A 26,265-nucleotide genomic window follows, 5' to 3' on the forward strand; every position below is an offset into this window, starting at 1 on the left:
CCGCCGTGGTCAGTAGCGCGGGTCGGCGATGGCCGGCAGCACCAGTTCGCGCACGAAGCCTGAAGGCGACAGCTGCAGCAGTGCACGCACCATGGCCACCACGTCGTGCACGGGCACCAGCCCGCCTTCGCCGCGCGCTGCGGCGTCAGCCACCGGTACCGACAGTGCATCGTCGGTATTGAGATAGCCCAGCTGCAGGCTGGTGACTGCCAGACGGCGCTCGCGGAAGCCTTCGCGCAGCGCTTCGGCGATGCCGTTGAGCGCGAACTTCGAAGCGCCGAAGGCCACTTCCGGTCGGCCGCTGCGCGGCAGTGCCGAGGTCGAACCGGTCAGCACCAGCTGTGGCCGTGCTGCATTCAATACACGGGGCAACAGGCGCTGCAGCAGCATCAGGGTGGCGGTGATGTTGACGTCGACCAGCTGCGCGAGCGCGGCATCGCTTTCATCGAGAAAGGCGTACTCGTCGCTGAAGGCCTTGTCTTCCCAGATGCCCAGGTTGTGGATCAGCACATCGATATCGGCTGGTGCCTGCGCTGCGATATGGTCGGCAGCGTCGGTTGGCCGCGACAGGTCCGCTTCGATCCATTGCAGCTCGACGCCTTCGGGACAGGCAATGTCGTGCGGGCGACCGCGCGAGACGCCGATGACGGTGTCGCCCGTGCCGCACAGGCCTTCGACGAATGCCCGACCGAGGCCCCTGCTGGCGCCGATGACCATCAACTTCATGTTGCTTCCTTGTATGCGGGAGTTGCAGCGACCATCGCGGCGCCGGCCACTGTGGACGGCTGGCAGTGATTCGTCCATCGAACCGCGCGTTGGCGTATGGGCCTGGTTCAGCGCGGCGACGCACCTGCCGGAAGTGCGCGACAATCGCCATCGTCACCGACCGACGCTGGACCTGCGCATGTGCATGGACGAAACCGGATCCACTCCTGCCGAGATGCCGCTGCCGCAGGCGTGGCAGCAGGACCTGGCTGGCGCGCGTTTTGAGCGGCAGTCGATCGGTGTCTCACGCGCGGATGTTGCCCGCGTGCACCGGCCCGGACAGGCCGATGCGTTCCTGAAATCGGAAGTGATCGATGCCTTCAGCGAACTGGGTGATGAGATCGCGCGCCTGCGCTGGTTGCAGGCACAGGGCCAGCCCGCACCGACGGTGATGGCCACTGCCGAAGAAGCGGGCCGGCGCTGGTTGCTGATGAGTGCGCTGCCGGGCCGCGACCTGGCCACGTCTGCGGATCTGCCACCGCAACAGGTGGTGGCCGTGCTGGCCGACGCATTGCGCGACCTGCACGCCTTGCCGGTTTCAGCCTGTCCGTTCGACCAGCGGTTGGCGTCGCGCCTCCATGCCGCGCAGGCACGCGTCGAAGCCGGTGTGGTCGACGCCGACGACTTCGACGACGAACGCCTGGGCCAGAGCGCGCAACAGGTCTTTGTCGAGCTTTGCGCGAGCCGGCCGGCGCACGAAGACCGGGTGGTCTGCCATGGCGATGCCTGCCTGCCCAACCTGATGGTGGCCGACGGCCGCTTCAGCGGTTTCATCGATTGCGGACGATTGGGCGTGGCCGACCGCTACCAGGACCTGGCCTTGGCCGCGCGCAGCCTCGTGCACAATTCTGGTGACACGCGCTGGGTGGCGCCGCTGTTCCAGCGTTACGGCGTGATCGCCGATGAGCGGCGCCTGGCGTTCTATCGGTTGCTCGACGAGTTCTTCTGAAGCGAGCGGGGGCTGAACGCCGGCCTGCCGGTGGCTTTGCGCGCACTGTGAAATGGACGAACGTTCGTTCACTATTGGCGCCATGAGCCGAATCGACCGCAATGAGCAGCGCGTGGCCCTGATCCTGCAAGCGGCGCTGCAGTGTTTCCTGGCCAAGGGCTTCCACCAGACCAGCATGCGCGACATCGCGCAGGTGGCCGGCGTCAGCTTGGGCAATCTCTACAACCATTTTCCGGGCAAGGAGGCGATCATCCTTGCGGTTGCGGTGGCCGAGAGCGAAGAACTGGCACCGATGCTTCAGCGGCTGGCGGCCGCCGAAGGCGAGCGCGCGCAGGTGATGGCGTTCCTGCTGGATCTGCATGCGCTGTGCCGGCAGCCGCAGTGGGCGACGCTTGCGGTCGAGGTGCTGGCCGAGAGTGCGCGCACTCCCGCCGTGGCCGAGGCTTTCGCGGCCAATCGCAGGCAGCTGCAACAGGCTCTGGCCGATGCCCTGCAGCGCGTGGCACGGCGCGAGCGGCGGCGCCCGGCGCTGGCTCCGCCACTGCAGGCGCAGGTACTGCTGGATGCCATCGAAAGCGATGCACTGCGTCGGGGGCTGGGCGAGGCCGATGTTGCGGATGCCGAGCCGCTGGATATCGGGCTGCTGGTATTGCTGCTGGGTGCGCGCGCATGAGCACCGATGACCGGCGCCTGCACGGCCTGGATCTGGCACGCTACCTCGCGCTGGCCGGCATGGTGCTGGTCAACTTCCGCCTGGCGATGGCCGTGCCCGCAGAGGGCAACGGTGGGTTGGCAGGCTTCTTCCACCTGCTGGAAGGCAAGGCCTCGGCCACTTTCGTTACGCTGGCCGGGCTGGGCTTGGTGCTGGCCACGCAGCGGCAGGGATGGTGGTCGGCCAGCGTGCAGACCTGGCGACGCGCACTGTTCCTGCTGGTGCTGGGGCTGCTCAATCTGACACTGTTCCCAGCCGATATCCTGCACTACTACGCGGTGTACTTCGCACTGTCGGTGCTGTGGCTGCGTGCGTCGCCACGGCTGTTGCTGGCCAGCATCGTCGGCCTGGCCGCCGGTTCGTTCTGGGCGCTGCTGCAGTGGGACTACAGCGAAGGCTGGAACTGGCAGACGCTGGAGTATGCCGGCCTGTGGCAGTGGCCCGGCATGGCGCGCAACCTGTTGTTCAACGGCTTCCATCCGTTGCTGCCTTGGCTGTGCTTCTTCCTGCTGGGCATGCTGCTGGCACGCCTGCCGTTGTCGCAGCCTCGGGTGCAGCGCGCACTGCTGGTGCTGGGCCTGCTGCTGATCTGGGCCGGGCATGGCGTGCAGCAACTGGCGCAGGGAACACCCTGGCAGCCGTGGCTGGGAACACAGCCGATGCCGCCGGGGCCGGCCTATGTGCTGACGGGCGCAGGAGCGGCCTGCAGTGTCATCGCAGCCTGCCTGTGGCTGGCGCGTCTACGCCCGGGCGAGTGGTTGGCACCGTTCACTGCGGCCGGGCGAATGACCCTGACCCTGTACGTCGGGCATATCCTGCTGGGCATGGGCACGCTGGAAAGCCTGGGCCTGCTGGATGGCCGTGCCTCGCTCGCCTCGGTGCTGCTGTGGGCGCTGCTGTTCCTGCTGCTGGCGACCGGGGCGGCGTGGCTGTGGTCATGGCAGTTCGCGCGCGGCCCTCTGGAAACGGTGATGCGGCGCATCGCGGGTTAGCCCTTGGGTCGCGACGCACGATGTTGTGACGGACATGTCTGTGTCGTAGCGAACGCATCTGCGATAGTAGCGGCAGGTAATACTTTCCGTTTGCATCCATGTCATTCGCTTCGGCGCAGCATCTCGGCGAAGTCCTGCAGCAATCCTATGGCATCACCGCTACCGCAGTGGTGCCACGCCCGGTGGGCGCCGATGCCAGCGCCAGCGTTTACCGCGTGGATGCGCGGCGCGGGCAATGGTGGTTGAAGTGCCGCACCTACCAGGTCGATCCAGCGGTGTGGGACAGCCTGCACTGGTTGCGCGGCACGTTGGGTATCGATGAAATCGTCGCGCCCTGGCCGGCGTTGACGGGGGGCGCGTCGGTGCAGCGCTGGGGCTTGCAGTTCACCTTGTTCCCCTACATCGAAGGGCAGTCCGGCTTCGAGGCAGCGCTGAGCCATGCGCAGTGGCAGCGGCTGGGCGACGTGCTGCAGCGCCTGCACGCGGCGCAGCTGCCAGTGGAGCTGCAGCAGGCGTTGCCCACCGTGCGGCTGGAAACCGCCGCACTGGAAACGGTGGGGCAGTGGCTGGTGGGTGAGGGGCTGGCGGTGGCGCAGGACGGTCTGGGCCGCGCATTCGCTTCGGTCTGGGATCAGCAGCATGCGCGCATCGCGGCGCTGCATGCGAGCGCGCTGGAGCTGCACGCTGCATTGAAGGATGCACCGGTCGATCTGCACCTGTGCCACACCGACCTGCATGCCGGCAATCTACTGATGGGGAACGATGGTGGCCTGCATCTGATCGATTGGGATGGCCTGTCGCTGGCGCCACGCGAGCGCGACCTGATGTTCATCGGTGGCGCCGTGGGCGGGCGTTGGGGTCGCGAGAATCCGCTTGATTTCGCAGCGGGCTATGGCAGCGACCTGGGAGATCCGCGCTGGATCGCGTGGTACCGCCACTGGCGCATCCTGCAGGACCTGATCGAGTTCCAGCAGGTCCTGCTGGGCAGCGATGGAGAAGAGCGTTCTCCGCAGTTGCGCCGGCAATCGCTGCATTACCTGGGGGAGCAGTTTGCTCCGGGCAATGTGTTCGATGCGGCGGAGCGGGCGTATCGGGCGCTGTAAACGCACGTCACCTGCCATTGATGAGGCTTCGCGCTGCGCGCGATGCGTCGAGTATGGCTCGACGCTACAGGGAGACCTACTCGGCAGGTTTGGCTGCGGCGGAGGCGGCGGCACTGGCGGCGCGGCGTGACAGCACGGCTTCGCGGTGGGCGATGTAGGCGTTGGCGGCAAGGATGATGCCGGCGCCGGTGATCGTCCAGCGGTCCACGCTTTCGTTGAACAGCAGCCAGCCGAACAGCGTCACCAGCGGAAGTTGCAGGAAGCTGATCGGGGTCAGTGCCGAGACTTCGCCCAGGCGCAACGCGCGTGTCCACAGCAGCTGGCCGATGGTGCCCAGCACGCCGGTGGCCAGCAGCCACAGCCAGGCAGTGCCGGTTGGCCAGACCCAGACGAACAGGGCGGGAACCAGCGACAGCGGCACCCAGAACACGTAGGTGTAGAGCACCACGGTGTCGGCGCTGTCGACGCGGGTCAGCTGCTTGATCTGGATCGCCACCAGCGAACTGAGCAGGGCGGCGGCCACCGCTACCAGGCTGCCGGCGGTGAAGCCAGCGGTACCCGGTCGCACGATCACCAGCACGCCGATGAAGCCGACCACCACCGCTGCCCAGCGACGCACGCGCACGGTTTCGCCCAACCACAGTACCGCCGCAATCGTGACGAACAGCGGGGTGGAGTAGGACAGGGAGACCGCCTGCGCCAGCGGCAGATGGCCCAGCGCCCAGAAGGCGCACAGCATCGAGCCCAGGCCGATCGCGCTGCGCAGGAAATAACGCGGCAACTGCTGGGTTTTCAGCGGCGCGTGGCCCGGGCGCAACAGCATCGGCAACAGTGCGAGCAGGCCGAAGGCGTTGCGGAAAAATGCCACTTCCTGGGTCGGCACGTAGCGGGTGGCATAGCGGATCGCCACCGCCATCAGGCCAAACGCCATCGTGCTGCCGAGCATCAGCAGCGCCGCCCGCATCGGGGTGGCGCCTGGGGAGAGGGTGGGGGTGTTCACCACTGCGCGCCGAGCAGGCGGGGCTCCGGTTCGATCGGCACGCCGAACTTTTCCAGCACCGAGGCCGAGATGCGGCGCGCCAATGCCAGCAGTTCAGCGCCAGTGGCGTTGCCGTGGTTGACCAGTACCAGTGCATGGCTGGGCGCCACCCCGGCATCGCCCTCGCGGAAACCCTTCCAGCCACAGGATTCGATCATCCAGGCAGCCGAGACCTTGCGCTTGCCTTCCTGGTCGGACGGGAACACCGGCAGCTCGGGGAAGTGCTGCAGCAGTACGTCGACCTGTTCCAGCGGCAACACCGGATTCTTGAAGAAGCTGCCAGCGTTGCCGAGCACGTCGGGGTCCGGCAGCTTGCGGCGGCGGATCGCGATCACCGCATTGGCCACGTCCACCGCGCCGGGCAGTTCCACGCCCTGCGCCTGCAGTTCCTCGCGGATGCCGGCGTAGTCCATGCGCAGGTCATGCAGCAGCGGCAGTTTCAGTTCGATGGCGGTGATCAGGTAGCGGTCCATCTGCTGCTTGAACACGCTGTCGCGGTATCCGAAGCCGCACTGTTCGTTGTCCAGCCGCACCCAGGCCTGCTCGTGGCAGTCCCAGGCTTCGACGGCCTGGATGAATTCGCCGATCTGTGCGCCATAGGCACCGATGTTCTGGATCGGCGCGGCACCGGCGGTGCCGGGAATCAGCGCCAGGTTTTCCAGCCCGGACAGGCCCTCCTGCAGCGACCACATCACCAGGCCATGCCAGGGCACGCCCGCACCGGCACGGATCACCGCATGGTCGGCGCGGTGTTCGAGGAAGCTGATGTCACGGTTGCCGAACACCAGCACGGTGCCGGGCAGGTCCTCGGCGATCAGCACGTTGCTGCCGCTGCCCAGCACCAGCAGCGGGCCGTTGCCCACCTCGGGCAGTGCCAGCACGTCCGGCAACAGTGTGGGGTCGTGCAGTTCCAGCAGCTGTGCGGCGCTGGCCTGCACGTGGAAGGTGTTCAGCGCCTGCAGCGGTGCATTGCGGGTGAGTGTCCAGCGCAGCGGTGCGGTGCCGTCGGTGGTGTCCATGGGCGCGCTCACAGCGGCGCCACCGCGCCACGGCTGGGCGCTTCGCGGCGGCGACGGATCGCCTCCACGCACTCGGAGACCAGGGCAGGGCCACGGAAGATCAGGCCGCTGTAGCATTGCACCAGCGCGGCACCGGCGGCCATCTTGGCCACTGCATCGGCGCCGGACAGGATGCCGCCGACACCGACCAGCGGTACCGACTCGGGCAGGCGCGCGCGCAGGCGGCGCAGCACCAGCGTGGACTGCTCCAGCACCGGTGCGCCGGACAGGCCGCCGGCTTCGTTGGCCAACGGGTCGCCGGCCACCTTGCTGTGGTCGACGGTGGTGTTGGTGGCGATCACGCCGTCCACCTTCAGTTCGCCCAGCACGCGCGCAGCGGCATCGATGTCACGCTCGCTCAGGTCCGGCGCCACCTTCACCAGCATCGGCACGCGGCGGCCGTGCCGGGCGGCCAGTGCCTCCTGGCGGTCGCGCAGCTGGCTGACCAGCTGGCGCAGCGCGGTTTCCTCCTGCAGTTCACGCAGGCCGGCGGTGTTGGGCGAGGAGATGTTGACGGTGATGTAGTCCGCCAACGGGTACACCTTGTCCAGGCAGGCGATGTAGTCATCCACGGCCTGTTCGTTGGGGGTGTCCTTGTTCTTGCCGATGTTGATGCCGAGCAGGCCACGGCGGTTGCGCGCGCGCTCGACGTTGCGCACCAGCGCATCCACGCCCGCATTGTTGAAGCCCATGCGGTTGATGATCGCGTTGTGTTCCGGCAGGCGGAACAGGCGCGGCTGTGGGTTGCCGGCCTGCGGGCGCGGGGTGATGGTGCCGATCTCGACGAAGCCGAAGCCGAGCGCGAACAGCGCATCGATGTGCTCGCCGTTCTTGTCCAGGCCGGCGGCCAGGCCAACCGGATTGGGGAAGGTCAGCCCGAACACGGTGCTCGGCATCGGCGCGATGCGGGCGGCCAGCAGCGGCGTGGTGCCGGTGCGATAGGCCAAGTCCAGTGCGGACAGGCCGAGGCCGTGGGCGCGCTCGGCGTCGAGCGAGAACAGGAAGGGGCGGGCAAGCGAATACATGCGTCGGTTCAGTCCAGCGTGCCGAGGAAGGCTCGGGTTTGATATTCAAAAGCGACCTGGCCGTCGACCGCGTGGGCGGCGAACAGGTCCTGCAGGGCATCGATCATCGGCGCGTGGCGCGGATGACCAGGTTGCGGTGCGTAGGAAGAAGACAACAGGCGACCGCGCAGGGCGTCCAGGTCCAGGTACTGCACGTTCGGCAGCTGCACCATGCCGCGCAGCCCACTACCGAACCAAGCCTGCATGGTGGCGTCGTCCTGGTAGCGTTCGGCCACCGCGCTGTAGTCGGTGCCGTAGTCCAGCAGCAGCTGCTCGTAGCCGACCAGGAACGGGCTGGCGTCGAGCAGGCGCGAGTTCCAGTAGATCAGTGCCTGGCCGCCCGGGCGCAGGATGCGCTGCCACTCGGCGCGCACTGCCACGGTGTCGAACCAGTGGAAGGCCTGCGCGACGCTCACCAGATCGATGCTGGCATCATCCAGGCCGGTTGCTTCGGCGCGGCCGTCGACCGCACGGAACTGCGGATACTGCGGTGCCAGCCATGCTTCGGCGGCGCCGCGCATGGCCGCATTCGGCTCAACGGCCACCACCGGATGGCCGGTGGCCAGGAACAGGCGGCTGGAAATGCCGGTGCCGGCGCCGATGTCGGCCACCTGCGCCTGATGGCTGACGCCCATCGGGTGGTGCAGCCATTGCAGCAGCGCGGGCGGGTAATCGGGCCGGTAGCGGACGTAGTCGGCGACGCGGCTGCTGAAGCGTTCAGTGCTGTCGGAGGCGGTCATGGCGGTCAGCTCGATACAGCGGCGAGCCAGGCCAGGCCGCCGAAGAACAGGATGAAGACCAGGATCGCGGCGATCACCGCGCCGACCATCACCCAGCCCAGCACCAGGCCGGTGACGGCCAGGCCGTCACCTTCAAGTTCAAGCGGGCGGCGGCGGATTTCGGCGCGGGCCATGTGGCCGGTGACGATGGCGACGATGCTGGCCACGAAGGGCAGGACGGTCCAGCTGGCGATGCCCATGACCAGGCTGACCACGGCCAGGGCGCTTGTCTGTCGGGGTGCCACGCTCATCGGGGTCCTCCTTGGCAGTGTGCACATGATAGTGCCTCTGCCCGGGCAATCCCATGCCCGGTGAATCCAAGGGTGCCAACCGAGGTTGGCCGCTACGGCAGAAGTCGACCTTGGTCGACGAAAGGCATTCCAGCCAGGTAGGCGTCGACCTTGGTCGAAGAAAGGCATGCCAACCAAGGTTGGCAGCTACCGGGATGCCGGTGTCAGCCCATCAGCACCTGGCCGCCATCCACGTTGAGCACGCTGCCGGTGATCCAGCGCGCCAGCGGCGAGCACAGGAACAGCGCGGCATCGGCGATCTCGCGCGGATGGCCGAAGCGGCCGAACGGAATCTTCGCCAGGGTGCCGTGGTACAGCGCGGGATCTTCGCTGCGGCGGCGGTCCCACAGGCCGTCGTCGAACTCGATCGAGCCGGGCGCGATGGCATTGACCCGGATCCGGTCCTTGGCCAGCGCCAACGCCTGCGAGGTGGTGTAGTGCGAGAGCGCAGCCTTGGCCGCAGCATAGGGCGCGCCACCGGGGCGCGGCTGCTGCGCGGCAATCGAAGACAGATTGAGGATGCAGGCGTCGTCGGACATGCGCAGCCACGGCAAGGCCAGGCGCGAGGCACGAACGGCCGCCATCAGGTCGACCTGCAGGCTGGCCGCCCATCCGTCCTCGTCGTCGGCCATGCCGTAACCGGTGGCATTGTTGACCAGCACGTCGATGCCACCGAGTGCGTCGGCGGCGGCCTGCAGCCAGCCCTGGATCTGACCGGTGTCAGCCAGGTCGGCGGCGAACGCGTGCAGCACGACGCCCTGTGCGGTTGCATCGGCGCGCAGCACGTCCAGGCCGGACTGGCCGCGGGCGCAGACCGAAACCTGCGCACCGGCGCCGGCAAACGCCAGCGCCATTTCACGACCGATGCCCTTGCTGCCGCCGGCGATCAGCACGCGGCGGCCGCTGTAATCAAGGATCGGAGCCCCGCTGGGGATCCGATCCGGTGCCGTGGGTGCGGCGTTGTCCATCACAGGTCGAACTTGATGCCCTGGGCCAGCGGCAGCGAATCCGAATAGTTGATGGTGTTGGTCTGGCGGCGCATGTAGACCTTCCACGCATCCGAGCCGGACTCGCGGCCACCGCCGGTGTCCTTCTCGCCACCGAAGGCGCCACCGATTTCCGCACCGGACGTGCCGATGTTGATGTTGGCGATGCCGCAGTCGCTGCCGGCGGCCGACAGGAACTTCTCGGCGGTCTTCAGGTTGGTGGTGAAGATCGAGGACGACAGGCCCTGCGGCACGCCGTTCTGCATGTCGATGGCTTCGTCGAGGCTGTCGTACGGCATCACGTACAGGATCGGCGCGAAGGTCTCATGCTGGACCACGGCGTCGCTGTTCTTCAGGCCGGAGACAATCGCCGGCAGGACGAAGTTGCCGGCGCGGTCGATGCGGGTGCCACCGGTTTCGATGGTGCCGCCGGCGGCCTTGGCCTGGGCGATGGCATCGAGGAACTGCTGCACGGCGCCTTCACTGTTCAACGGGCCCATCAGGTTGGCGGCGTCGGTCGGGTCGCCGATCTTGCCTTCCACCTGCTTGTAGGCCTTCACCAGCGTGGCCAGTACGTCGGCGTAGATCGAGCGGTGCACGATCAGGCGGCGGGTAGTGGTGCAGCGCTGGCCGGCGGTACCGACCGCACCGAACACGATGCCCGGCACGGCCAGCTTCAGGTCGGCGGTTTCGTCCAGGATGATGGCGTTGTTGCCGCCCAGCTCCAGCAGGCAGCGGCCAAGGCGGCGCGCCACCTTCTCGTTGACCGTGCGGCCGACCTGGGTCGAGCCGGTGAAGCTGATCAGCGGCACGCGACGGTCATCGACCATCTTTTCCGACAGCGCGGTACCGGCATCGTTGATCAGGAAGAAGATGTCCGGGAAGCCGGCCTCGCGCAGCGCGTCGTTGCAGATCTTCAGCGAGGCGATGGCGGTCAGCGGGGTCTTGTTGGACGGCTTCCAGATGCACACGTCGCCACAGATGGCGGCCAGGAACGAATTCCAGCTCCACACCGCAACCGGGAAGTTGAAGGCCGAGATGATGCCGACCAGGCCCAGCGGGTGGTACTGCTCGTACATGCGGTGGCCGGGGCGCTCGGAATGCATGGTGTAGCCGTACAGCATGCGGCTCTGGCCGACGGCGAAATCGGCGATGTCGATCATCTCCTGCACTTCGCCATCGCCTTCCGGCTTGCTCTTGCCCATTTCCAGGGCCACCAGCGAACCGAGGGCATCCTTGTGCTTGCGCAGCGCTTCGCCGCACAGGCGCACGGCTTCGCCGCGGCGCGGGGCCGGAGTGGTGCGCCAGACCTTGAAGGCTTCCTGGGCACGGGCGACGACGGTGTCGTACTCGGCCTCGGTGGTGGCGCGGACCTGCGCGATCGGCTCGCCGGTGGTCGGGTTGACCGGGGTGATGAGCTCACCGCTGGTCGCGCTCGACCACTCCCCGTTGCCCAGGTACGTGCCAGCGTTGATCGCGTCCAGGCCAAGGGACTTGAGCAGCTCGGAAGACATGCAGACTCCTGTGTTTCGTTACGTTGTTTGGTGCCATCGCGGGCAGGTGGGAGACGCGATGAACTGAATCGCCGATGGTAGCAGAGCGGCCCATGCGGCCATGGTGCAACGCGCCAGCGCAGCCGGGTGGAACATGAATGCTTGGAGGGCAGGGCGTGTTGCCTGTAAACTTCCCGGCTGCATGGCCCCGTAGCTCAGCTGGATAGAGCGTCCCCCTCCTAAGGGGAAGGTCGCCCGTTCGAATCGGGCCGGGGTCACCATAATGGATAGCGTATCGCGGCGGCTCGTTTCCGCCCGCTGCATGCGGGGTCGTTGGCCATCGTCTGGCCCCACCGCCCGAGCTCAGGGAGGAGCTGATGTCGTTGATGCCCGAATTGCGGTACTTCCCGGAGAGCAAAGACGAGCTGCTGTATCACTACTGCTCCGCAGATACCCTCCTGGCGATTCTCAGCCACGGAACCCTTCGTCTTTGTGATCTCACAACGATGAACGACTCAATGGAACTGAGTTGGGGAACGAAGCTGCTGGGAGAGATTCTGGCCAAGGATGAAGTGACCAGGGTGGTCAAGACCAGGACTCCCATTGATGAGTACCTGGCGTCGGGCCGCAACATGTTCAAGGTGCTCGCCTGCTGCTTCTCCACAAGAAGAGACCAGCTCAGCCAGTGGCGTGCCTATGCGAACAACGGGGCAGGGTTCTGCGTTGGTTTTTCCGCGAAATCCATCGCCGCGATGAAAGGCAACAAGATTCGCGTTTGTTATGACGTTGATGCGCAGCGCAGAATGCTGGGGAATGCGTTCAAGCAGATTCTGATCAGTTCCACAACGCCGGCAGGACTTGATTCAGAAAAAGTGAAGTGGGGCATCATGGAGCTGCTTATAGACACGGCTGGCATGAAGAATCCCGCATTCAGTGAGGAATCCGAGGTTCGGCTGTCCAATCCTATCGTCGTGGACGGTGTGGGGCCCATGCTGAAGCTTGCCTACCCCTCGCAACTGAAGGCGGCTTCAGAGCTGAAATTCCTCATGCGCGGTACCAATCCTACCCCGTACTCGGACCTGCGGTTGCCCGACAGGGTCGAGGCGATCCGCGAAGTCTGGATCGGGCCGCGAGCCGAGGCCAGCGAGATGCAGATGCAGATCATGCTGGGGACGATGGGTTATACGTCGACGCGCGTTTTGAAATCTGCAGCGTCGTACAGATAGCATGAGAAAAGGGGACGGAGGGAATTAAGTCGTTTGTGCCTCAAATGACCTAATTCCCTCCGTCCCCTTTTTCACGTTCCCCGGTCTAGCGCAGCCCCAGGCCTTCCAGCACTTCGGCCACCTGCGCCCGGTCATTGCCCTGCAGCCCAAGCAGCGGTCGCGGCAGGCAGTCGTCACTACACAGGCCCATCAGCGCGGCAGCGCATGCCATCACGCGGATGCCGCCGAAGTGGTCGTACAGCGCCCAGAGCGGTGCCAACCGCGCGGACACAGCCTCTGCGGTGGCCATGTCACCGCCGCGCGCTGCGTGGGTGATGCGCAGCGCCACCTCGGGGAACAGGCCAGCGATCACCGAGTACCAGCCAGCACAGCCCGCGGCCAGTCCGCGCACGGCGGCGGCGTCACCACTGATGCCCAGCGTGACGTGCGCCGGAATGTGGGCGCGCAACGTTGCGACCCTTGCTGCGGCTTCCACCGGATTGTCGGAGAGGCGGGGGATCTTGATCGAGCCGATGTTGGGCAGCGCGGCGATCCGCCCATGCAGTTCATCGGAGAACTGGAAGCGGGTGGTGCCGGGATTGTCGTAGACGCAGATCGGGGTGCGCACTGCCATGCACACCGATTCGAAGAGCGTGTAGACCTCGTGCTCCTTCAATGGCTGGTAGGACACCGGCGCCAGCAGCAGGCCGGCAGCGCCGGCATCTTCGGCATCCCTGGCCATTTCCAGCACGTCGCGGGTGCGCAGGGCGCCGACGCCGACGATCACCGGTACGCCGCCGGCATGGGCGAGGGCCTGGCGCAGCACGCGCTTGCGCTCGGCTTTCTCCAGATAGGCATAGCTGCCGGTGGAGCCGAGAATGCCCATCGAGTCCACGCCGGATGCGGCCAGGCGCTCGACCAGTGCGGCAAAAGCGCGTGTGTCGATGTCATCTCCACTGAGCGGAGTAAGCGGAAACGCGCTGAGGCCTCTAAACATGGGATACCCGGGAGTGAGAATGAGACAGGCTGCCGTTGGGCGGCAGGCGTGTGGACGCCCGGAATTGTTTATTGTCCTAGGACAAAATTCAAGGGCTGTGCTGCGGTGTGACGGCGCGTCCTGGAGCACGCACAATGGACATCCACGTCATGCACGTATCGCCATGCCCATGCAGCTGCAACCGGTCACGCCTTCGCACTACGCGCGCATCGCCCGGTGGCTCGATTCGGCCGCAGCCACGCAGCGCTGGGCCGGCCCGGGTGTTGCATTCCCTGTACCGGCCGGAGCGTTCGCGCAGGTGCTTGGGCTGGGCACTCGTCCGGGTCGGGTGCTGCTGGACGGGCAGGGCGACTGCGTAGGCTTCGGCCAATACTGGTTGAGCGAACCTGGCACCACCCATCTGGGCCGGATCATCGTTTCGCCCCAGGCACGGGGGCGCGGGCTGGGGCGCGTGCTGATGCAGCTGATGATCGCCGAGGCCCTGCAATCCCCGGGCGTGCAGCGCCTGACCCTGCGGGTCTATCGGGACAATGCCGCGGCGGTAGCCCTGTATCGCGACTTCGGCTTCCAACCCGTGGACGATGCCTCGACGCCCGACTTGCTGTTCATGCAGCGCGGTGGCGGATGACGGCTGCCGCTTGCCGGGCCTTGATGCCTTCGGTACTTTTCACAACAGGCGGGCTGACGCGGCTACGCTGGGATCCGGAATCCGGCCGGATCGGCTCATGGACCGCATACCCCGGCTTCTGGATCAGGACGAATCCATGCGCCTGGAGGTCAGTACGCTGGCCGAGGGGCAGGGTGTCCTGTCACAGCTGACCCGCGAGTGCTTCGGCCAAACGCCGAAGGCGTTGATCGACCGCGAGGTGGTGCTGGAGATCAAGGCGTGGCTGAGCTACAGCGAACTGCCGATCGGACGCATTGCCGAGCGCCTGTGCTTCGAGGATGCGTCCTACCTGTGCCGCTATTTCCGGCGGCATACCGGGCAATCGTTGACCGCCTACCGCCGCGCGGGGCAGGGCCTCGCTAGTGGGATACGAACAGCGGTGCCGGAACCTCGGCCAGCAGGTTCTCTGTGACCCCGCCGAGCACGCGTTCCACCACCCGGCTGCGGCTGTAGGGGCCCAGCACCAGCAGGTCCGCTTCGGCATCGAGGACATGCTGGCGGATGGTTGCGGCAACGCCACCCTGCGAGGAACTGATCGCCTGGATCTCGACCTCGACACCATGCCGGGCCAGGTGCTGGGCCATTTCCGCGCCCGGTGCGGCCTCTGCCTTGGGGGTGTCGACCATCAGCAGGTGCACGGCCTGCGCGCGGGCGAGCAGGGGAAGCGCATCGGCCACCGCGCGGCGTGCCTGCTTGCTGGCATTCCAGGCGACCACGATGCGCTGGCCGACCTGTTCGCCGCGCCAGTGCGGCGGCACCAGCAGCATCGGCACACCGGTCTGGCGTAGCGTGCCGAGCGGGTGCCAGCCGCTGGGCGCCCCCGGCGTGTGTGGATAGCCGGCGATGATCAGGTCGCAGTACAGAGATTGCAGGGAGAGATCAGCGCCGCCCAGATAGTCTGAAACGATGCGCAGCTCGGTGCTGATCCGCAGCGGCTCGGCGGCCGCGCGCAGGTTCTGCATCAGCTGCGCGGTGCAGGCGGCATCGGCACGTGCTTCATGGTCGAGTGCAGCGGCAATGCCGGCACCACGGGCGAAGCCGCTGGCGATGTCGGTGGGGTGCTGGGCGGTGGAGACCGCGATCAGGTGGGCCTGCTGGACCTGCGCCAGGCGGGCGGCGATGTTCAGGACCCGGTGCCCGGTGTCGCCGGCATCGAACAGCACGGCAATGTCGCGTAGCGGATGCAGCATGGCGTTGTCTCCTTCGATGCCTCTGTAGCGATCCCTGCGTGCACCGACCCGGGTGCACCGGACGCACTGCAGTTGTAGCTCAACCGTGATTCTGATGAATCATCTTTGATTCAGTTCATTAATTGATGATTCATGCTAGCGTGAGGGCATCCCGAATCCGGTGCCTCCATGCGTCCTGCCGCACGTTCCCGCCGCGACCTGCACCATGCCCTCGCAGCCACGCTGGTCAGCCACCCGCGCTGCACGCTCAGCGAACTGGCCAGCGGTGCCGGTATCAGCCGGGCGACGCTGTACCGGTTCGCGCCCACCCGCGAAGCGATCGACGAGGCGTTGTTTGCGGCGGGGTTTGAACGGCTGGAGGCGGCGGCCACCTGGTTCGACGCGGATGCCGACGCGATGCAGGTGCTGGAACGCGTGACCGAGGTGTTGCTGGCCGATTGGGAGCTGGTGACGCTGCTGTTCGCGCGCATGATGGAAGAGCAGCAGCGTCAGGGCGATCTGCATCTGCTGCCCGGGCGCTGGGCGCCGATTGGCGAGCGTTTCGAGGCTTTTTTCCTGCGCGGCCAGAAAGCCGGCGTGTTCAATCTCGGATTCACCGCCGTGTGGCTGGGCGACTTCTACTGGACCTGCTTCTACGGCATCACCTGGTCGCTGGCACGGGGCCGGTTGGCGCCGGCGATGGCGTCGTCGACGCTGCTGGCGTCCTTCCTGCAGGGCGCGAAGCAGCCCTGACGCCCCACACCGCTGCCGAATCTGCGTGCTGTTTTGCCGGAAAGTAGGCGGCGGCTGCCGGAATCGTGCCCGGCCCGAACCTGTGTGCCCGCTATAACTGGACGCGTGGAGCTGACGCCAGACTCTGCAAATGTGAATGTGATTTGCATCACATAATTGTTTGCAATATGTTATGGCCGTCACAGTTATATGTGCCTGACCAACCGGGGACAAGGGACGAAGCAGATCGCCACGGACCCGGCGGAACACGCAGTCAAGTGTGCCGCCGCACCGGGGAATTCGTTGCTGGTCACCCACTGACCTTCGGCCCGGCAAGGGTCGACGACGGGGAAATCAACCATGTGGCAGTCGACGACGTCGCGCGAAAGCGCGGGCGGTGGATGCGTTCATCCCAGAAAACGTGCCCGGACAGGGCGATCCAACGGCTGGCTGAGGGCCGGCCTGCTGGCCCTGTTGTCGCTGACGATGCCGTCGCTGGCCTGGGCCGCCGCCTACGCCACCGGTGGCAGCAGCCCGTACCGCAACACCGTGCTGTGGTTGACCTGGGGTGGCGGTGCCAATGGCGTGAACAACGTCGCACTCAACGATGGTGCGATGTCGTCCATCGACATGCCGGTCGCGGCCGGGGTGAACCTGCGCGTCGATTGCCGTTTGAACACGGCCGAGACCAACGTGCTGCGCAGCTATCGTCCCGGCAACTTCGGTGGCGACAGCCTTGACGACCTGTACAACATCGGCGGCACCGGCACCGCCAACCAGCTGATCGCCGGTATCGCACGTGCCAGCGGCACCTCCAGCTTCAGCATCACCTGTACGTCGACCCTGGGCGGCGCCCCGTACCGCCTGCGCGGCGTGGTGATGGCCGACGCCGAGTCGATCAACAACAGCGGCGAATTCGTCGAAGCCAGCGCGCAGGGCACCTGGAACGTGGTCGAGGTCCGCAAGAACCTGGCCAACGCCACGCCGTACCTGGTCAACAAGTCGACCAGCGGTGCCAACCAGGTCATCCGTTTCGGCCCCGGCAACGACGACAACACGGCAGCGGTCACCTTCCTCAGTTTCGACAACGCCGCACACGCGCCGGGCAACCTGGCAGTGAACATGGGCTTCTCGATGCGCGGCGGCGGCACCACCGCGATCGCGATCGGCCTGCTGGTGCCTTACGCCGACTTCGGCGACGCGCCGCAGAGCTATGGCGATGCCATGCACGTGGTGGACGATCTGCAGTTCCGTTCCGACGGCATCCCGCAGGGCGCCAGCAACTTCAACATCAACACCGCAGGCTACACGCCGGGCGGCCTGGCGCCGCCGTTGACCGACTTCCTCGGCAGCATCGGCCCGGATACCGAGCAGCGCAGCAGCTACAGCCTGGATGCGCTGGGCGATGACAACTTCCCGCAGGTGGGAAGCCGCGAAGAGGATGCCTGGCCGACCAGCTACCGCCTGACGGTGATGCAGGCCGGTACCCAGATCAACCAACCGGTCGCCTGCGTGGGCAATGGCAGCGTGGCCGGCTGGATCGACTTCAACCGCAATGGCGTGTTCGATGCCAACGAGCGCAGCGGTATTGCGGCCTGTAGTGGTGGCCAGGCGAACCTGACCTGGACCGTGCCCGCCCAGGTACTGGCGGGTACCAGCTACGTGCGCCTGCGCTACTCCACCAACGCGGTCCAGATCCAGAACCCGACCGGCGTGGCCGACGACGGCGAGGTTGAGGACCACCGGATCACCATCACCGCGCCGTCGCTGAAGGTGGTGAAGAGCAACAATGCCACCGGCGGCATCTGGAATTATGGCCAGGCCGGTACCGAGTACACGCTGACGGTGAGCAACACCAGCGATGTGCCGACCGGCAATCCGCCGAATGTGGCGGCGGGCACGATCACCGTGCGTGACCAGCTGCCGGCCGGCATCGCGCCGAACTGGAGCGGCACGCATGTCAGTGGCAACTGGAGCTGCACCGCCAGCGGCCAGGACGTCACCTGCACCAGCACCCAGGTCCTTGCAGCGGCAGGCAGCGCAGGGTCCAGTTCGGTGTTCACCCTGCCGGTGACCGTCACTGCAGCGGCGACCGGCGTGTTGACCAATCACGCCAGTGTCGGCGGTGGCTACGACCCCTTCAACAGCGGGAATGCGCCCGCACCGGGCGCCAGCTGCACCGATGCCGACCACTGCACGCGCAGCGACGTGACCGTGCCGGTGACCCGCGTAGGCTATGCCAAGCGCTCCAACACGGCCGGCCCGGTCGCGGTGGGCACGACGGTGAGCTACACCGTCGATGTCACCGTGGCCGATGGCAACACCCGCGACCTGTTGACGCTGACCGATACCCTGGGCACCGGCCTGGATTTCGCCAGTGTCAGCAACGCCGGTGCGTTCACCTGCAACGCCGCCAATCCTCTGGTGTGCACGCTGCCGGCCGGGACCGTGCCCGGAACTTACAGTCTGAGCTACACGGCCACCGTCAATGCGCAGGCCAGCGGCCAGGTGGTCAACACCGTGGTCGGTACCGGCACCGATAACCCCACCTGCAGCAGCAACTGCACCACCACTACGCCCGTGGCCGCGCCGAGGATCTCGGTGTCCAAGGCCAGCAGTACCGCCGGCCCGGTCGCGATCGGTGATGCGGTGGCCTTTACCGTGACGGTCGTGGTGGCCGACGCGCGCACCCGCGCGGTGACCACGCTGACCGACACGCTGGGTACCGGTTTGGATTTCGGTGGCATCACCAACGCAGGCGCTTTCAGCTGCGCACCGGGCAATCCCCTGGTCTGCACGCTGCCGGCGGGCACCGTTCCGGGCAGCTATGCGTTCTCCTATACCGGCATCGTCAATGCACAGGCCAGCGGCCAGGTGCGCAACGCGGTGGTGCCCAGCGGCACCGACAATCCCTCCTGCGTGGGCAGCTGCGATACCACCACGCCGATGGCCAGCGCGCTGGTGGTGTATGCCAAGCAGGCGTCTACCGGCGGTCCGGTGCGGATCGGTGACGTCATCGACTACACGCTGAGTGCAACCGTCACGCGCGCGCGCACCACTGGCATGGTCACCCTGACCGACATCCTGGGCAGCGGCCTGGACTTCAGCGGCGTCAGCAGCGCAGGCATCTTCACCTGCAATGGCACCCAGCCACTTGTGTGCACGTTGCCGGCCGGCACCGTGCCGGGCACCTACAGCCTGACCTACCGCGCCACCGTCAATGCGCAGGCCAGCGCCAGTGTCCGCAATGCCGTGCTTGGCAGCGGCACCGACAATCCGTCGTGCAGTGCCAACTGTGATACCACCACCCCGGTGGCGGCGCCCGGCGTGAGCTATGCCAAGTCGGTGAGCGGCACCGGCCCGGTCTCGGTGGGCGATCGCCTGACCTATACGCTGACCACGGTGGTGACCAACTCGCGCACCACCGATGTGGTGACCCTGACCGACACCCTGGGTACGGGCCTGGACTTTGGCGCTGTGACCAGTGCGGGCGCCTACAGCTGCAACGCGGCCAATCCGCTGGTCTGCACCCTGCCTGCGGGGACCGTGCCGGGCAGCTACAGCCTTACCTACACCGCGGTGGTGAATGCGCAGGCCAGCGGCCAGGTCACCAATGCCGTGCTGGGTAGCGGCGGCGACAATCCGTCCTGTACCGCCAACTGCGATACCACCACGCCGGTCACCGGCAGCCAGATCGACTATCGCAAGACTTCGGCAGCGGCGGGTCCGGTCAAGGTCGGTGACAGCATCGCCTACACGTTGACCGCCGTCGTCAGCCACTCGCGCACCACGGCGGTGTTCACCCTGACCGATACGATGGGCCCCGGCCTGGACTTCGGTGCGGTGGCCGGCAGCCAGGGCTTCAGCTGCAATGCCGCCAACCCGCTGGTGTGCACGCTGCCGGCCGGGACTGCGCCGGGTACGTACACGGTGGACTACACCGCGAAGGTGAACGCGCAGGCCAAGGGCAGCGTGAGCAACGCGGTGCTGGGTGGTGGTCCCGGTACCACCACCTGCACCAGCAACTGCAGCACCACCACACCGGTGCTGGCAGCGGTGGTGACCTACCGCAAGCAGTCCTCCACTGTCGCACCGGTTGGCGTCGGCGATGCGGTGGACTACAGCGTTGAAGTGACCGTCGCGAATTCGCAGACCACCGATACGCTGGTGCTGACCGATACGCTGGGCGTGGGCCTGGACCTGCAGTCGGTCACCCAGCCGGGACCGTTCACCTGCAACGCCAGCAATCCGCTGGTCTGCTCGCTGCCGGCCGGCACCGCGCCGGGCACCTACACGCTGGGCTATCGCGCGCTGGTCAATGCACAGGCCAGTGGCAGTGTGCGCAATGCAGTACTGGGCAGCGGCGGTGACACGCCCACCTGCAGCGGCGACTGCAGCACCGAGCACGCGCTTGCAGAACCGCGCGTCGTGCTGGAGAAGCAGGCCGGCCCGGCCAGTGGCACCGAGGTGCGTCCTGGCGACAGGCTGCGCTATACCCTGGTCGCCACGGTCGAGCGCGCGTCCCTGCGCAAGCCGCTGCAGCTGGTGGACACGCCCGATGCCGGACTGAGCATCGAGAGCCTGCCGGCCGGATGCGTGCAGCAGGGAACGGACATCGTGTGCACGCTGCCGGCGGGAACCGCGGTTGGCCGCCACGAATGGGTCTACCAGGCGATCGTCAATCAGGAAGCGCGTACCGAAGTACTGAACCGCCTGCGCGGGCAGTACCCGGATGGCTCGCCGCCGCCCGAGTGCACGACCTGCGAGACGCGCCACAAGGTGGTGTCCGATTTCGCGCTGCGCATTACCAAGACCGCAAGTCCGCGCCGGGTGAAGGTGGGCGATCTTGTGCGCTACCAGCTGGTGGTCGAGAACGTGGGCAGCAGCCACTGGCGCGATGGCGTGGTGGTTGATACGCCGCCGCCGGGCTTCAGCTACGTGGATGGTTCGATGCGCGTGGCCGACGATGACGGTGCGTTCTCGCTGGCCAGCAGCCAGTCGCCGCTGCGCATCGGTGCGGTGGATATCGCAGTCGGCCGCAGCGCCACCATCACCTACCTGCTGCGCGTCGGCGCTGGCGTACGCAGTGGCAATCACGTGAACCAGGCCGTGGCGACGGCCGACGATGGCAGCCCGCTGTCGAACATCGCCACCGCCGAAGTGGCGATGGATGCCGACCCGCTGCTGGAAGACAGCCTGGTGTTCGGTACCGTGTTCGATGACCGCGATGGTGACGGCTGGCAGGACAGTGCCGAGCTGACCGGTGTGCGCGTGCAGGGCGGCTTCGCGCCCTCGTCCTATGTGGCCGGCTCGACCACGCTGGATCGGGGCGATGGCCCGCAGCCGCTGGCCGATGCCAGCGCACCGCTGCTGCACGGCGTGCAGATCGGCACGGTGCACGGCCGCGCGTCGACGTCCGACAGCGCCGAGGCACATCAGGTGGTGGTGCGGCAGCGCTTGCGCGAACTGGCTTTCACCGATGACTTCGTGCTGGAAAGCGCGCAGGGTCACCGCCTGCGAATGGACGCACAGGGCGGCACGGACGTGCAGCGCGGTGGGGAGGCCGGCAAGGGCCTGACCTCTGCCGAGCCGACCGTGCGCCGCGAGATCGCGCGCGTTTCCGAGGGCTATGAAGTGGCCTATGTGATCGGCAACGAGGGCATCCAGGAGCAGGGCATTCCGGGCGTGCGCCTGGCCACGGTGGAGGGCCTGCTGGTGGAGACCGATCCGTTCGGCCGCTATCACCTGGCCGACGTCCACGGCGGTGATGCGCGCCTGGGCCGCAACTTCATCATCAAGCTGGACCCGGCCACGGTGCCGGCCGGTGCGGAGCTGACGACCGAGAATCCGCTGCTGCGGCGGGTGACCCAGGGCGTGCCGACGCGCTTCAGCTTCGGCGTGCGCCTGCCGCCGTCGCCACAGGCGCCGGCCGAGCGCATGGAGCTGGCCTTGGGCGAAGTGCTGTTTGCCCCGGGCAGCAGTGAACTGCGTGCCGACTACCGCCCGGTGCTGGTGAAGATGGCCGAGGTGGTGAACCGCTACCAGGGCGGCGATGTGGTGATCGCGGCCAATGGCGAAAGCCAGGCGCTGGCCTTCGCCCGTGCCGCGGTGGTGCGCGATGCACTGCAGGCCGAAGTGGCCGAAAGCGCGCGTGCTGGCCTGACCGTGCAGCTGCGCACCGATGTGCAGGACCCGCATTCGCTGCTGGCCGGTGTCGATGCGAATGGCGCGTTGCTGGGCAACGTCCTGTTCGACACTGACAAGGCCACCGTGCGTGAGGCGTTCAAGCCGTTGCTGGCGGCGATCGCCGCGCGCCTGGAGAAGATGGGCGGTGGCCAGGTCAGCCTGGTCGGGCACACCGATGTGCGCGGCAGCCATGCCTACAACCAGGCACTGGGCCTGCGCCGTGCCAGCGCCGTGTTCGAGGCGCTGCGCAGCCAGCTCAGCCCCGCCGTGCAGCAGCGCCTGCGCGTCCGCAACGAGGAGAGCGCCGCTACCCGTGCGGCCGCCCGCCAACAGGAGGCCCGCCGATGAGCGCGCATCACTCTGCCGCCCGTCGTGCGGCCCGCCTGCCACGTGCCGCGCTGTACCAGGCGCTGCTGCTGGGCCTGGCCGCTACCGCCCAGGCCGCCCCGCCCGCCGCCGATCCGGCGCCGATCCGGTGTGACGGCACCCAGTGCAATGCCGAGGGAGAACTGTTGTTCAGCCTGCGCTCGCGCAGCTACGACGATCCGGTGACCGAGGGAACGTCCACGCGTTCCAGCTCGCAGGCGTTGCAGCCGGATCGCCGGGTCAGCGTGGCCATCGATGAGCCGGGCAAGGCCACCGTGCGTGGCGAGTTCATGATCCGCCTGCCGGAAGGTGGCGCGATCTGGGCCACCGAAGACCCCGCGATGGGCCAGCCGGAACTGTCGGTGTCAGCGCCGGGCATGGTGGCCTTCGACGAGGGGCGCATCGTGCGTCCGGTCGAGTTCTACGTGCGCGGCAACTACACCGCTTTCATCCAGCGCCTGGAAGTCAGTGTCTACCGCGGCAGCGACTCCGACCGGGTCGCGCCGCTGGCGACGTTTGAACTGCCGGTGGCCGCCGTTGCACAGGGCACCTGGGATGGCACCCTGCCGGCATCGACACCGCTGCGTCGCGGCGACCGCCTGGTCTACGTGCTGCGTGCCTTCGACGCCGAGGGCAATGTCGATGAAACCACCGCGCAGTCGATGCAGCTGGTCACTCCGGCGGAGTTCGAGCGGGGCAACCAGCAGCTGCGCGATGCGCTGGAAGACCGCCGCGGCACCGCTGTCGATGCCAATCAGGCGGCATCACTGTCGCTGCTGCAGCAGGTGTTCGACAGCAACGGCCTGCGCCAGCAGAACATTCCGGTGTACGGCTCGCGGGTGCGCCTGCGTGGCCGCGACCTACCGCTGGGGGCCTCGCTGAAGATCAACGGCGACAGCTACCCACTGGACCAGGATCGCAAGTTCGCCGCCGAATACCTGATGCCGATCGGCCACCACGCCTTCGATGTGCGTGTCGAGCGGCCGGATGCACCGGCCATCGCGCGCACGCTGCAGGTCGATGTCAGTGGCCAGTACCTGTTCGGTGTCGGCCTGGCCGACATCACCGTGTACCAGAACAAGGCCAGCGGGGCAGGGCAGGACCTGGCCCGAGGCGAGCGCAACGATGATGTGCTCAGCGATGGCCGCCTGGCCTTCTACCTGAAGGCCAAGACCCGTGGCCGCTACCTGCTGACCGCGCAGGCCGATACCCAGAATCGCCCGCTGGACGAGCTGTTCACCGGCTTTACCACCGCCGATCCGCGCGATCTGTTCCGCAGCCTGGATCCGGACCTGTATTACCCGACTTACGGCGATGATTCGCTGACCCAGCGCGATGTCGACAGCATGGGGCGCTTCTACCTGCGCATGGACTGGGACAAGAACCAGGCGTTGTGGGGCAACTACAACACCGGGCTGACCGGCACCGAATATGCGCAGTACGTGCGTTCGCTGTACGGTGCGGCGTTGTCGTGGCGCTCGCGTGGTGCCAACGCCTGGGGCGACGCGCGCAGCGAGCTGCGCCTGTTCGGCTCGCAGGCCGAGACCGCGCCCGGCCACAGCGAGTTCATCGGTACCGGTGGCAGCCTGTACTACCTGCGTCACGCCAGCATCCTCAGTGGTTCGGACCAGGTCGTGCTGGAAATCCGTGACCGCACCACCGGGCGCGTGGAGCAGCGTGTACCGATGGTGCGCGGTGCCGACTACGAGATCGACGCCCTGCAGGGCCGCATCCTGCTGACCCGCCCATTGGCGCAGGTCAGCCGCGAGAACCTGCGCCGGATCAGCCGTGATGTGCCGCTGGATGGTTACGAACAGCGCCTGATCGTGGATTACGAGTGGGTGCCGACCGGCTTCGACAGCGATGACATCACCGCGGGCGTGCGTGGCAAGCACTGGTTTGGCGATCATGTCGCGGTGGGTGCCACCTATGTGGACGAGCAGCGCGCCGGCCAGGACTATTCGCTGAAGGGCGCGGACCTGACGTTGCAGGCCGGCCGTGGCACCTATCTGAAGGTCGAACACAGCCGCAGCGAGGCGACCAGTGCACCGGTGTTCTTCTCCGACAATGGCGGCCTCAGCTTCAGCCGCCTGAATCCGGAAGGGCCGCGCGAAGGCGAGGCGACCGCCGTCGAGGCACGCGTCAACCTGCGTGAGCTGGGCTGGACCCAGCGCGACTGGAGCGCGGGTGCCTGGTGGCGGCAGGTGGACGGTGGCTATTCGGTCGGGCGCTTCGATACCGGCCAGCGGGTGCGCGAACAGGGCGCCGAGCTGCTCGGTTATGTGACCGACGACTTCAGCCTGTACGCACGCTACAGCGAGGCACGTCGTGGTGCGCAGTCGCTGATCCAGGCACAGGCCACTGCCGAATGGCGGATCGGCGAGAACGATCGCCTGTCGGCCGAGCTGCGCCGGGTGCAGGAAGACCGCGGCAGTGGTAGCAACGTGGCCGGCGTGCTGGCTGCAGCACGCTACACCCACCGCATCGGCACGTCGCTGGATGTGTACGGTGGCGGCCAGCTGACCGTGGACGACGACCATGGCCGCTACGCCGACAACGATGCGGTGGTGGCCGGCGGCACCTGGACCTTCGCCAACCTGTCGACCGTCGGCGCCGAGGTCAGTGATGGTGATCGCGGCACGGCCGCGCAGGTCAATGCCGAGTACCGGTTGACCCCGCAGCACAGCTTCTATGGTGCGTTCACCCAGTCGACCGACCGCAGCGAGTACGACCCGTTGTTCAGCCCCAACGCGCAGGATGGCTGGACGCTGGGCCAGCGCTGGCGGTTGTCCGACCAGGTCAACGTGTTCAACGAAAGCCAGTTCCTCAAATCCGGGCAGGAATCCGGGCTAGCGCACACCTTCGGCATGGATTTCTATCCTGCCGTAGGCTGGAACGCCGGCTTCACGCTGAGCAACGGCAAGCTCGACGCCAGCACCGGGCAGGTCGACCGCAAGGCGGTGAGCCTGTCCGGCGGGCGGACCTCGCCGGGTACCGAATGGCAGAGCAAGCTGGAATGGCGCCGCGACACCGGCGCGGAGCGACGCACGCAGTGGGTCAGCACCAACCGCTTGAGTCATCGCCTCAACGACAGCTGGCGGATCGCGGCGCGCTTCAACTACGCCGACACCGATGATGCGATCAATCCGGTGGCGGGCGCGCGTTTCATCGAGGGCAACCTCGGCTTCGCCTATCGCCCGTGGGACAACGATCGCTGGGCGCTGTTCGGCCGTTACAGCTACCTGTATGACCTGTCGACGATGGGGCAGGTCAACGGTGTCGACTACGACCAGCGCACCCAGGTGCTGTCACTTGAGGGCGTGTATCGCATCGACCAGCGCTGGGAAGTGGCGGCGAAGGCGGCCCGCCGCGAAGGCGAAGTGCGCTATGGGCGCGGTACCGGTCCGTGGTTCGACTCGGCCACCAACTTCGCCTCCGGCCAGCTGCGTTACGACCTGTACTACCAGTGGCATGGGCTGCTGGAGTACCGCCTGCTGGACGTGCGCGACGGCGGCAGCCGGCAGGGTTGGCTGGCCGGTGTCGACCGCGATATCGGGCGTAATTTCCGCGTCGGCGTGGGCTACAACTTCACCGATTTCAGCGATGACCTGACCAGGTTCGACTACACCCATCGCGGGTGGTACCTGAACCTGGTGGGGCGTTACTGAGCACCGCTGCCGAGCATGGACTCGGCGCTACAGGAACGGATACGC

The 26,265-nt window shown here is 67.0% G+C and carries 19 protein-coding genes, 1 tRNA gene and 1 pseudogene; 11 read left to right on the top strand and 10 right to left on the bottom strand.

Going from position 1 to position 26,265, the window contains the following annotated elements:
- Positions 1-9: 9 nt before the first annotated feature.
- Positions 10-726: an SDR family NAD(P)-dependent oxidoreductase gene (locus N5C18_RS11750; RefSeq protein WP_279944666.1), complete on the bottom strand. Its 717-nt coding sequence runs from the start codon at positions 724-726 to the stop codon at positions 10-12.
- A 184-nt stretch (positions 727-910) separates the two neighbouring features.
- On the opposite strand from N5C18_RS11750, the gene N5C18_RS11755 reads away from it, so the two are divergent.
- The 4 genes from N5C18_RS11755 (at position 911) to N5C18_RS11770 (ending at position 4,521) form a co-directional block, all read left to right on the top strand.
- Positions 911-1,714: an APH(3')-II family aminoglycoside O-phosphotransferase gene (locus N5C18_RS11755; RefSeq protein ID WP_279944667.1), complete on the top strand. Its 804-nt coding sequence runs from the start codon at positions 911-913 to the stop codon at positions 1,712-1,714.
- An 82-nt stretch (positions 1,715-1,796) separates the two neighbouring features.
- A complete protein-coding gene (locus N5C18_RS11760; protein WP_279944668.1) occupies positions 1,797-2,387 on the top strand; it encodes a helix-turn-helix domain containing protein in 591 nt (196 codons plus the stop codon).
- On the top strand, positions 2,384-3,418 hold the full coding sequence (locus tag N5C18_RS11765; protein WP_279944669.1) for a heparan-alpha-glucosaminide N-acetyltransferase domain-containing protein: 1,035 nt from the start codon (positions 2,384-2,386) through the stop codon (positions 3,416-3,418). Before N5C18_RS11760 ends, N5C18_RS11765 begins: the two co-directional genes overlap by 4 nt.
- Positions 3,419-3,516: 98 nt before the next feature.
- Entirely contained in the window at positions 3,517-4,521 is a 1,005-nt protein-coding gene (locus tag N5C18_RS11770; RefSeq protein ID WP_279944670.1) for an aminoglycoside phosphotransferase family protein, read from the top strand.
- A gap of 76 nt (positions 4,522-4,597) precedes the next feature.
- Here the strand turns inward: N5C18_RS11770 and N5C18_RS11775 are convergent, their stop codons facing one another.
- The 7 genes from N5C18_RS11775 to N5C18_RS11805 all read right to left on the bottom strand — a co-directional run bounded on the left by N5C18_RS11775 (position 4,598) and on the right by N5C18_RS11805 (position 11,251).
- Entirely contained in the window at positions 4,598-5,485 is an 888-nt protein-coding gene (locus N5C18_RS11775) for a DMT family transporter (protein WP_053449565.1), read from the bottom strand.
- A 32-nt stretch (positions 5,486-5,517) separates the two neighbouring features.
- Entirely contained in the window at positions 5,518-6,579 is a 1,062-nt protein-coding gene (gene murB, locus N5C18_RS11780; RefSeq protein WP_164241089.1) for a UDP-N-acetylmuramate dehydrogenase, read from the bottom strand.
- 8 nt (positions 6,580-6,587) lie between these two features.
- Entirely contained in the window at positions 6,588-7,643 is a 1,056-nt protein-coding gene (locus N5C18_RS11785; RefSeq protein ID WP_006435836.1) for a quinone-dependent dihydroorotate dehydrogenase, read from the bottom strand.
- An 8-nt stretch (positions 7,644-7,651) separates the two neighbouring features.
- Complete coding sequence (locus N5C18_RS11790; protein WP_279944671.1) at positions 7,652-8,422, bottom strand: class I SAM-dependent methyltransferase; 771 nt, start codon at positions 8,420-8,422, stop codon at positions 7,652-7,654.
- Positions 8,423-8,427: 5 nt separating this feature from the next.
- Positions 8,428-8,712, bottom strand: coding sequence for a DUF4190 domain-containing protein (locus N5C18_RS11795; protein ID WP_053449569.1), 285 nt, complete (start codon positions 8,710-8,712; stop codon positions 8,428-8,430).
- Between the two features lie 203 nt (positions 8,713-8,915).
- Entirely contained in the window at positions 8,916-9,719 is an 804-nt protein-coding gene (locus tag N5C18_RS11800; RefSeq protein WP_204275096.1) for an SDR family oxidoreductase, read from the bottom strand.
- Positions 9,719-11,251, bottom strand: coding sequence for an aldehyde dehydrogenase family protein (locus tag N5C18_RS11805; protein ID WP_279944672.1), 1,533 nt, complete (start codon positions 11,249-11,251; stop codon positions 9,719-9,721). Before N5C18_RS11805 ends, N5C18_RS11800 begins: the two co-directional genes overlap by 1 nt.
- A 183-nt stretch (positions 11,252-11,434) precedes the next feature.
- On the opposite strand from N5C18_RS11805, the gene N5C18_RS11810 reads away from it, so the two are divergent.
- Positions 11,435-11,511: transfer RNA gene (locus tag N5C18_RS11810), tRNA-Arg, on the top strand.
- 96 nt (positions 11,512-11,607) lie between these two features.
- Entirely contained in the window at positions 11,608-12,456 is an 849-nt protein-coding gene (locus tag N5C18_RS11815; RefSeq protein WP_053510058.1) for a DUF2971 domain-containing protein, read from the top strand.
- A gap of 85 nt (positions 12,457-12,541) precedes the next feature.
- Here N5C18_RS11815 and N5C18_RS11820 read toward each other — a convergent pair whose 3' ends face one another.
- Positions 12,542-13,432 carry a dihydrodipicolinate synthase family protein gene (locus N5C18_RS11820; RefSeq protein ID WP_279944673.1) on the bottom strand — a complete coding sequence of 297 codons (891 nt, stop codon included), beginning with the start codon at positions 13,430-13,432 and terminating at the stop codon, positions 12,542-12,544.
- A 163-nt stretch (positions 13,433-13,595) separates the two neighbouring features.
- Between N5C18_RS11820 and N5C18_RS11825 the strand changes: the two genes are divergently transcribed.
- Both N5C18_RS11825 and N5C18_RS11830 read left to right on the top strand, forming a co-directional pair.
- Entirely contained in the window at positions 13,596-14,060 is a 465-nt protein-coding gene (locus N5C18_RS11825) for a GNAT family N-acetyltransferase (protein WP_279944675.1), read from the top strand.
- A gap of 178 nt (positions 14,061-14,238) precedes the next feature.
- Positions 14,239-14,511, top strand: a pseudogene (locus N5C18_RS11830) (helix-turn-helix domain-containing protein); the annotation flags it as partial.
- Here N5C18_RS11830 and N5C18_RS11835 read toward each other — a convergent pair.
- Complete coding sequence (locus N5C18_RS11835; RefSeq protein ID WP_279944678.1) at positions 14,459-15,289, bottom strand: universal stress protein; 831 nt, start codon at positions 15,287-15,289, stop codon at positions 14,459-14,461. The pseudogene N5C18_RS11830 and the gene N5C18_RS11835 sit on opposite strands and share 53 nt — an antisense overlap.
- A gap of 168 nt (positions 15,290-15,457) precedes the next feature.
- On the opposite strand from N5C18_RS11835, the gene N5C18_RS11840 reads away from it, so the two are divergent.
- The 3 genes from N5C18_RS11840 to N5C18_RS11850 all read left to right on the top strand — a co-directional run bounded on the left by N5C18_RS11840 (position 15,458) and on the right by N5C18_RS11850 (position 26,220).
- The gene (locus N5C18_RS11840) at positions 15,458-16,021 is read left to right on the top strand and encodes a TetR/AcrR family transcriptional regulator (RefSeq protein WP_053510070.1); all 564 of its coding nucleotides are present in this window, start codon (positions 15,458-15,460) and stop codon (positions 16,019-16,021) included.
- Between the two features lie 453 nt (positions 16,022-16,474).
- Entirely contained in the window at positions 16,475-22,534 is a 6,060-nt protein-coding gene (locus tag N5C18_RS11845) for a CshA/CshB family fibrillar adhesin-related protein (RefSeq protein ID WP_279944680.1), read from the top strand.
- Entirely contained in the window at positions 22,531-26,220 is a 3,690-nt protein-coding gene (locus N5C18_RS11850; RefSeq protein WP_279944682.1) for a hypothetical protein, read from the top strand. Before N5C18_RS11845 ends, N5C18_RS11850 begins: the two co-directional genes overlap by 4 nt.
- The last annotated feature ends 45 nt before the right edge of the window (positions 26,221-26,265 follow it).

The sequence above is a fragment of the Stenotrophomonas sp. GD03930 genome, assembly GCF_029839665.1.
GTDB lineage: Bacteria > Pseudomonadota > Gammaproteobacteria > Xanthomonadales > Xanthomonadaceae > Stenotrophomonas > Stenotrophomonas forensis.

Excerpts from the sequence above, each read along its gene's own strand:
- N5C18_RS11750 (WP_279944666.1), bottom strand. The coding sequence starts at position 726 with ATGAAGTTGATGGTCATCGGCGCCAGCAGGGGCCTCGGTCGGGCATTC.
- N5C18_RS11755 (WP_279944667.1), top strand. The coding sequence starts at position 911 with ATGGACGAAACCGGATCCACTCCTGCCGAGATGCCGCTGCCGCAGGCG.
- N5C18_RS11760 (WP_279944668.1), top strand. The coding sequence starts at position 1,797 with ATGAGCCGAATCGACCGCAATGAGCAGCGCGTGGCCCTGATCCTGCAA.
- N5C18_RS11765 (WP_279944669.1), top strand. The coding sequence starts at position 2,384 with ATGAGCACCGATGACCGGCGCCTGCACGGCCTGGATCTGGCACGCTAC.
- N5C18_RS11770 (WP_279944670.1), top strand. The coding sequence starts at position 3,517 with ATGTCATTCGCTTCGGCGCAGCATCTCGGCGAAGTCCTGCAGCAATCC.
- N5C18_RS11775 (WP_053449565.1), bottom strand. The coding sequence starts at position 5,485 with ATGCGGGCGGCGCTGCTGATGCTCGGCAGCACGATGGCGTTTGGCCTG.
- murB (WP_164241089.1), bottom strand. The coding sequence starts at position 6,579 with ATGGACACCACCGACGGCACCGCACCGCTGCGCTGGACACTCACCCGC.
- N5C18_RS11785 (WP_006435836.1), bottom strand. The coding sequence starts at position 7,643 with ATGTATTCGCTTGCCCGCCCCTTCCTGTTCTCGCTCGACGCCGAGCGC.
- N5C18_RS11790 (WP_279944671.1), bottom strand. The coding sequence starts at position 8,422 with ATGACCGCCTCCGACAGCACTGAACGCTTCAGCAGCCGCGTCGCCGAC.
- N5C18_RS11795 (WP_053449569.1), bottom strand. The coding sequence starts at position 8,712 with ATGAGCGTGGCACCCCGACAGACAAGCGCCCTGGCCGTGGTCAGCCTG.
- N5C18_RS11800 (WP_204275096.1), bottom strand. The coding sequence starts at position 9,719 with ATGGACAACGCCGCACCCACGGCACCGGATCGGATCCCCAGCGGGGCT.
- N5C18_RS11805 (WP_279944672.1), bottom strand. The coding sequence starts at position 11,251 with ATGTCTTCCGAGCTGCTCAAGTCCCTTGGCCTGGACGCGATCAACGCT.
- N5C18_RS11815 (WP_053510058.1), top strand. The coding sequence starts at position 11,608 with ATGTCGTTGATGCCCGAATTGCGGTACTTCCCGGAGAGCAAAGACGAG.
- N5C18_RS11820 (WP_279944673.1), bottom strand. The coding sequence starts at position 13,432 with ATGTTTAGAGGCCTCAGCGCGTTTCCGCTTACTCCGCTCAGTGGAGAT.
- N5C18_RS11825 (WP_279944675.1), top strand. The coding sequence starts at position 13,596 with ATGCCCATGCAGCTGCAACCGGTCACGCCTTCGCACTACGCGCGCATC.
- N5C18_RS11835 (WP_279944678.1), bottom strand. The coding sequence starts at position 15,289 with ATGCTGCATCCGCTACGCGACATTGCCGTGCTGTTCGATGCCGGCGAC.
- N5C18_RS11840 (WP_053510070.1), top strand. The coding sequence starts at position 15,458 with ATGCGTCCTGCCGCACGTTCCCGCCGCGACCTGCACCATGCCCTCGCA.
- N5C18_RS11850 (WP_279944682.1), top strand. The coding sequence starts at position 22,531 with ATGAGCGCGCATCACTCTGCCGCCCGTCGTGCGGCCCGCCTGCCACGT.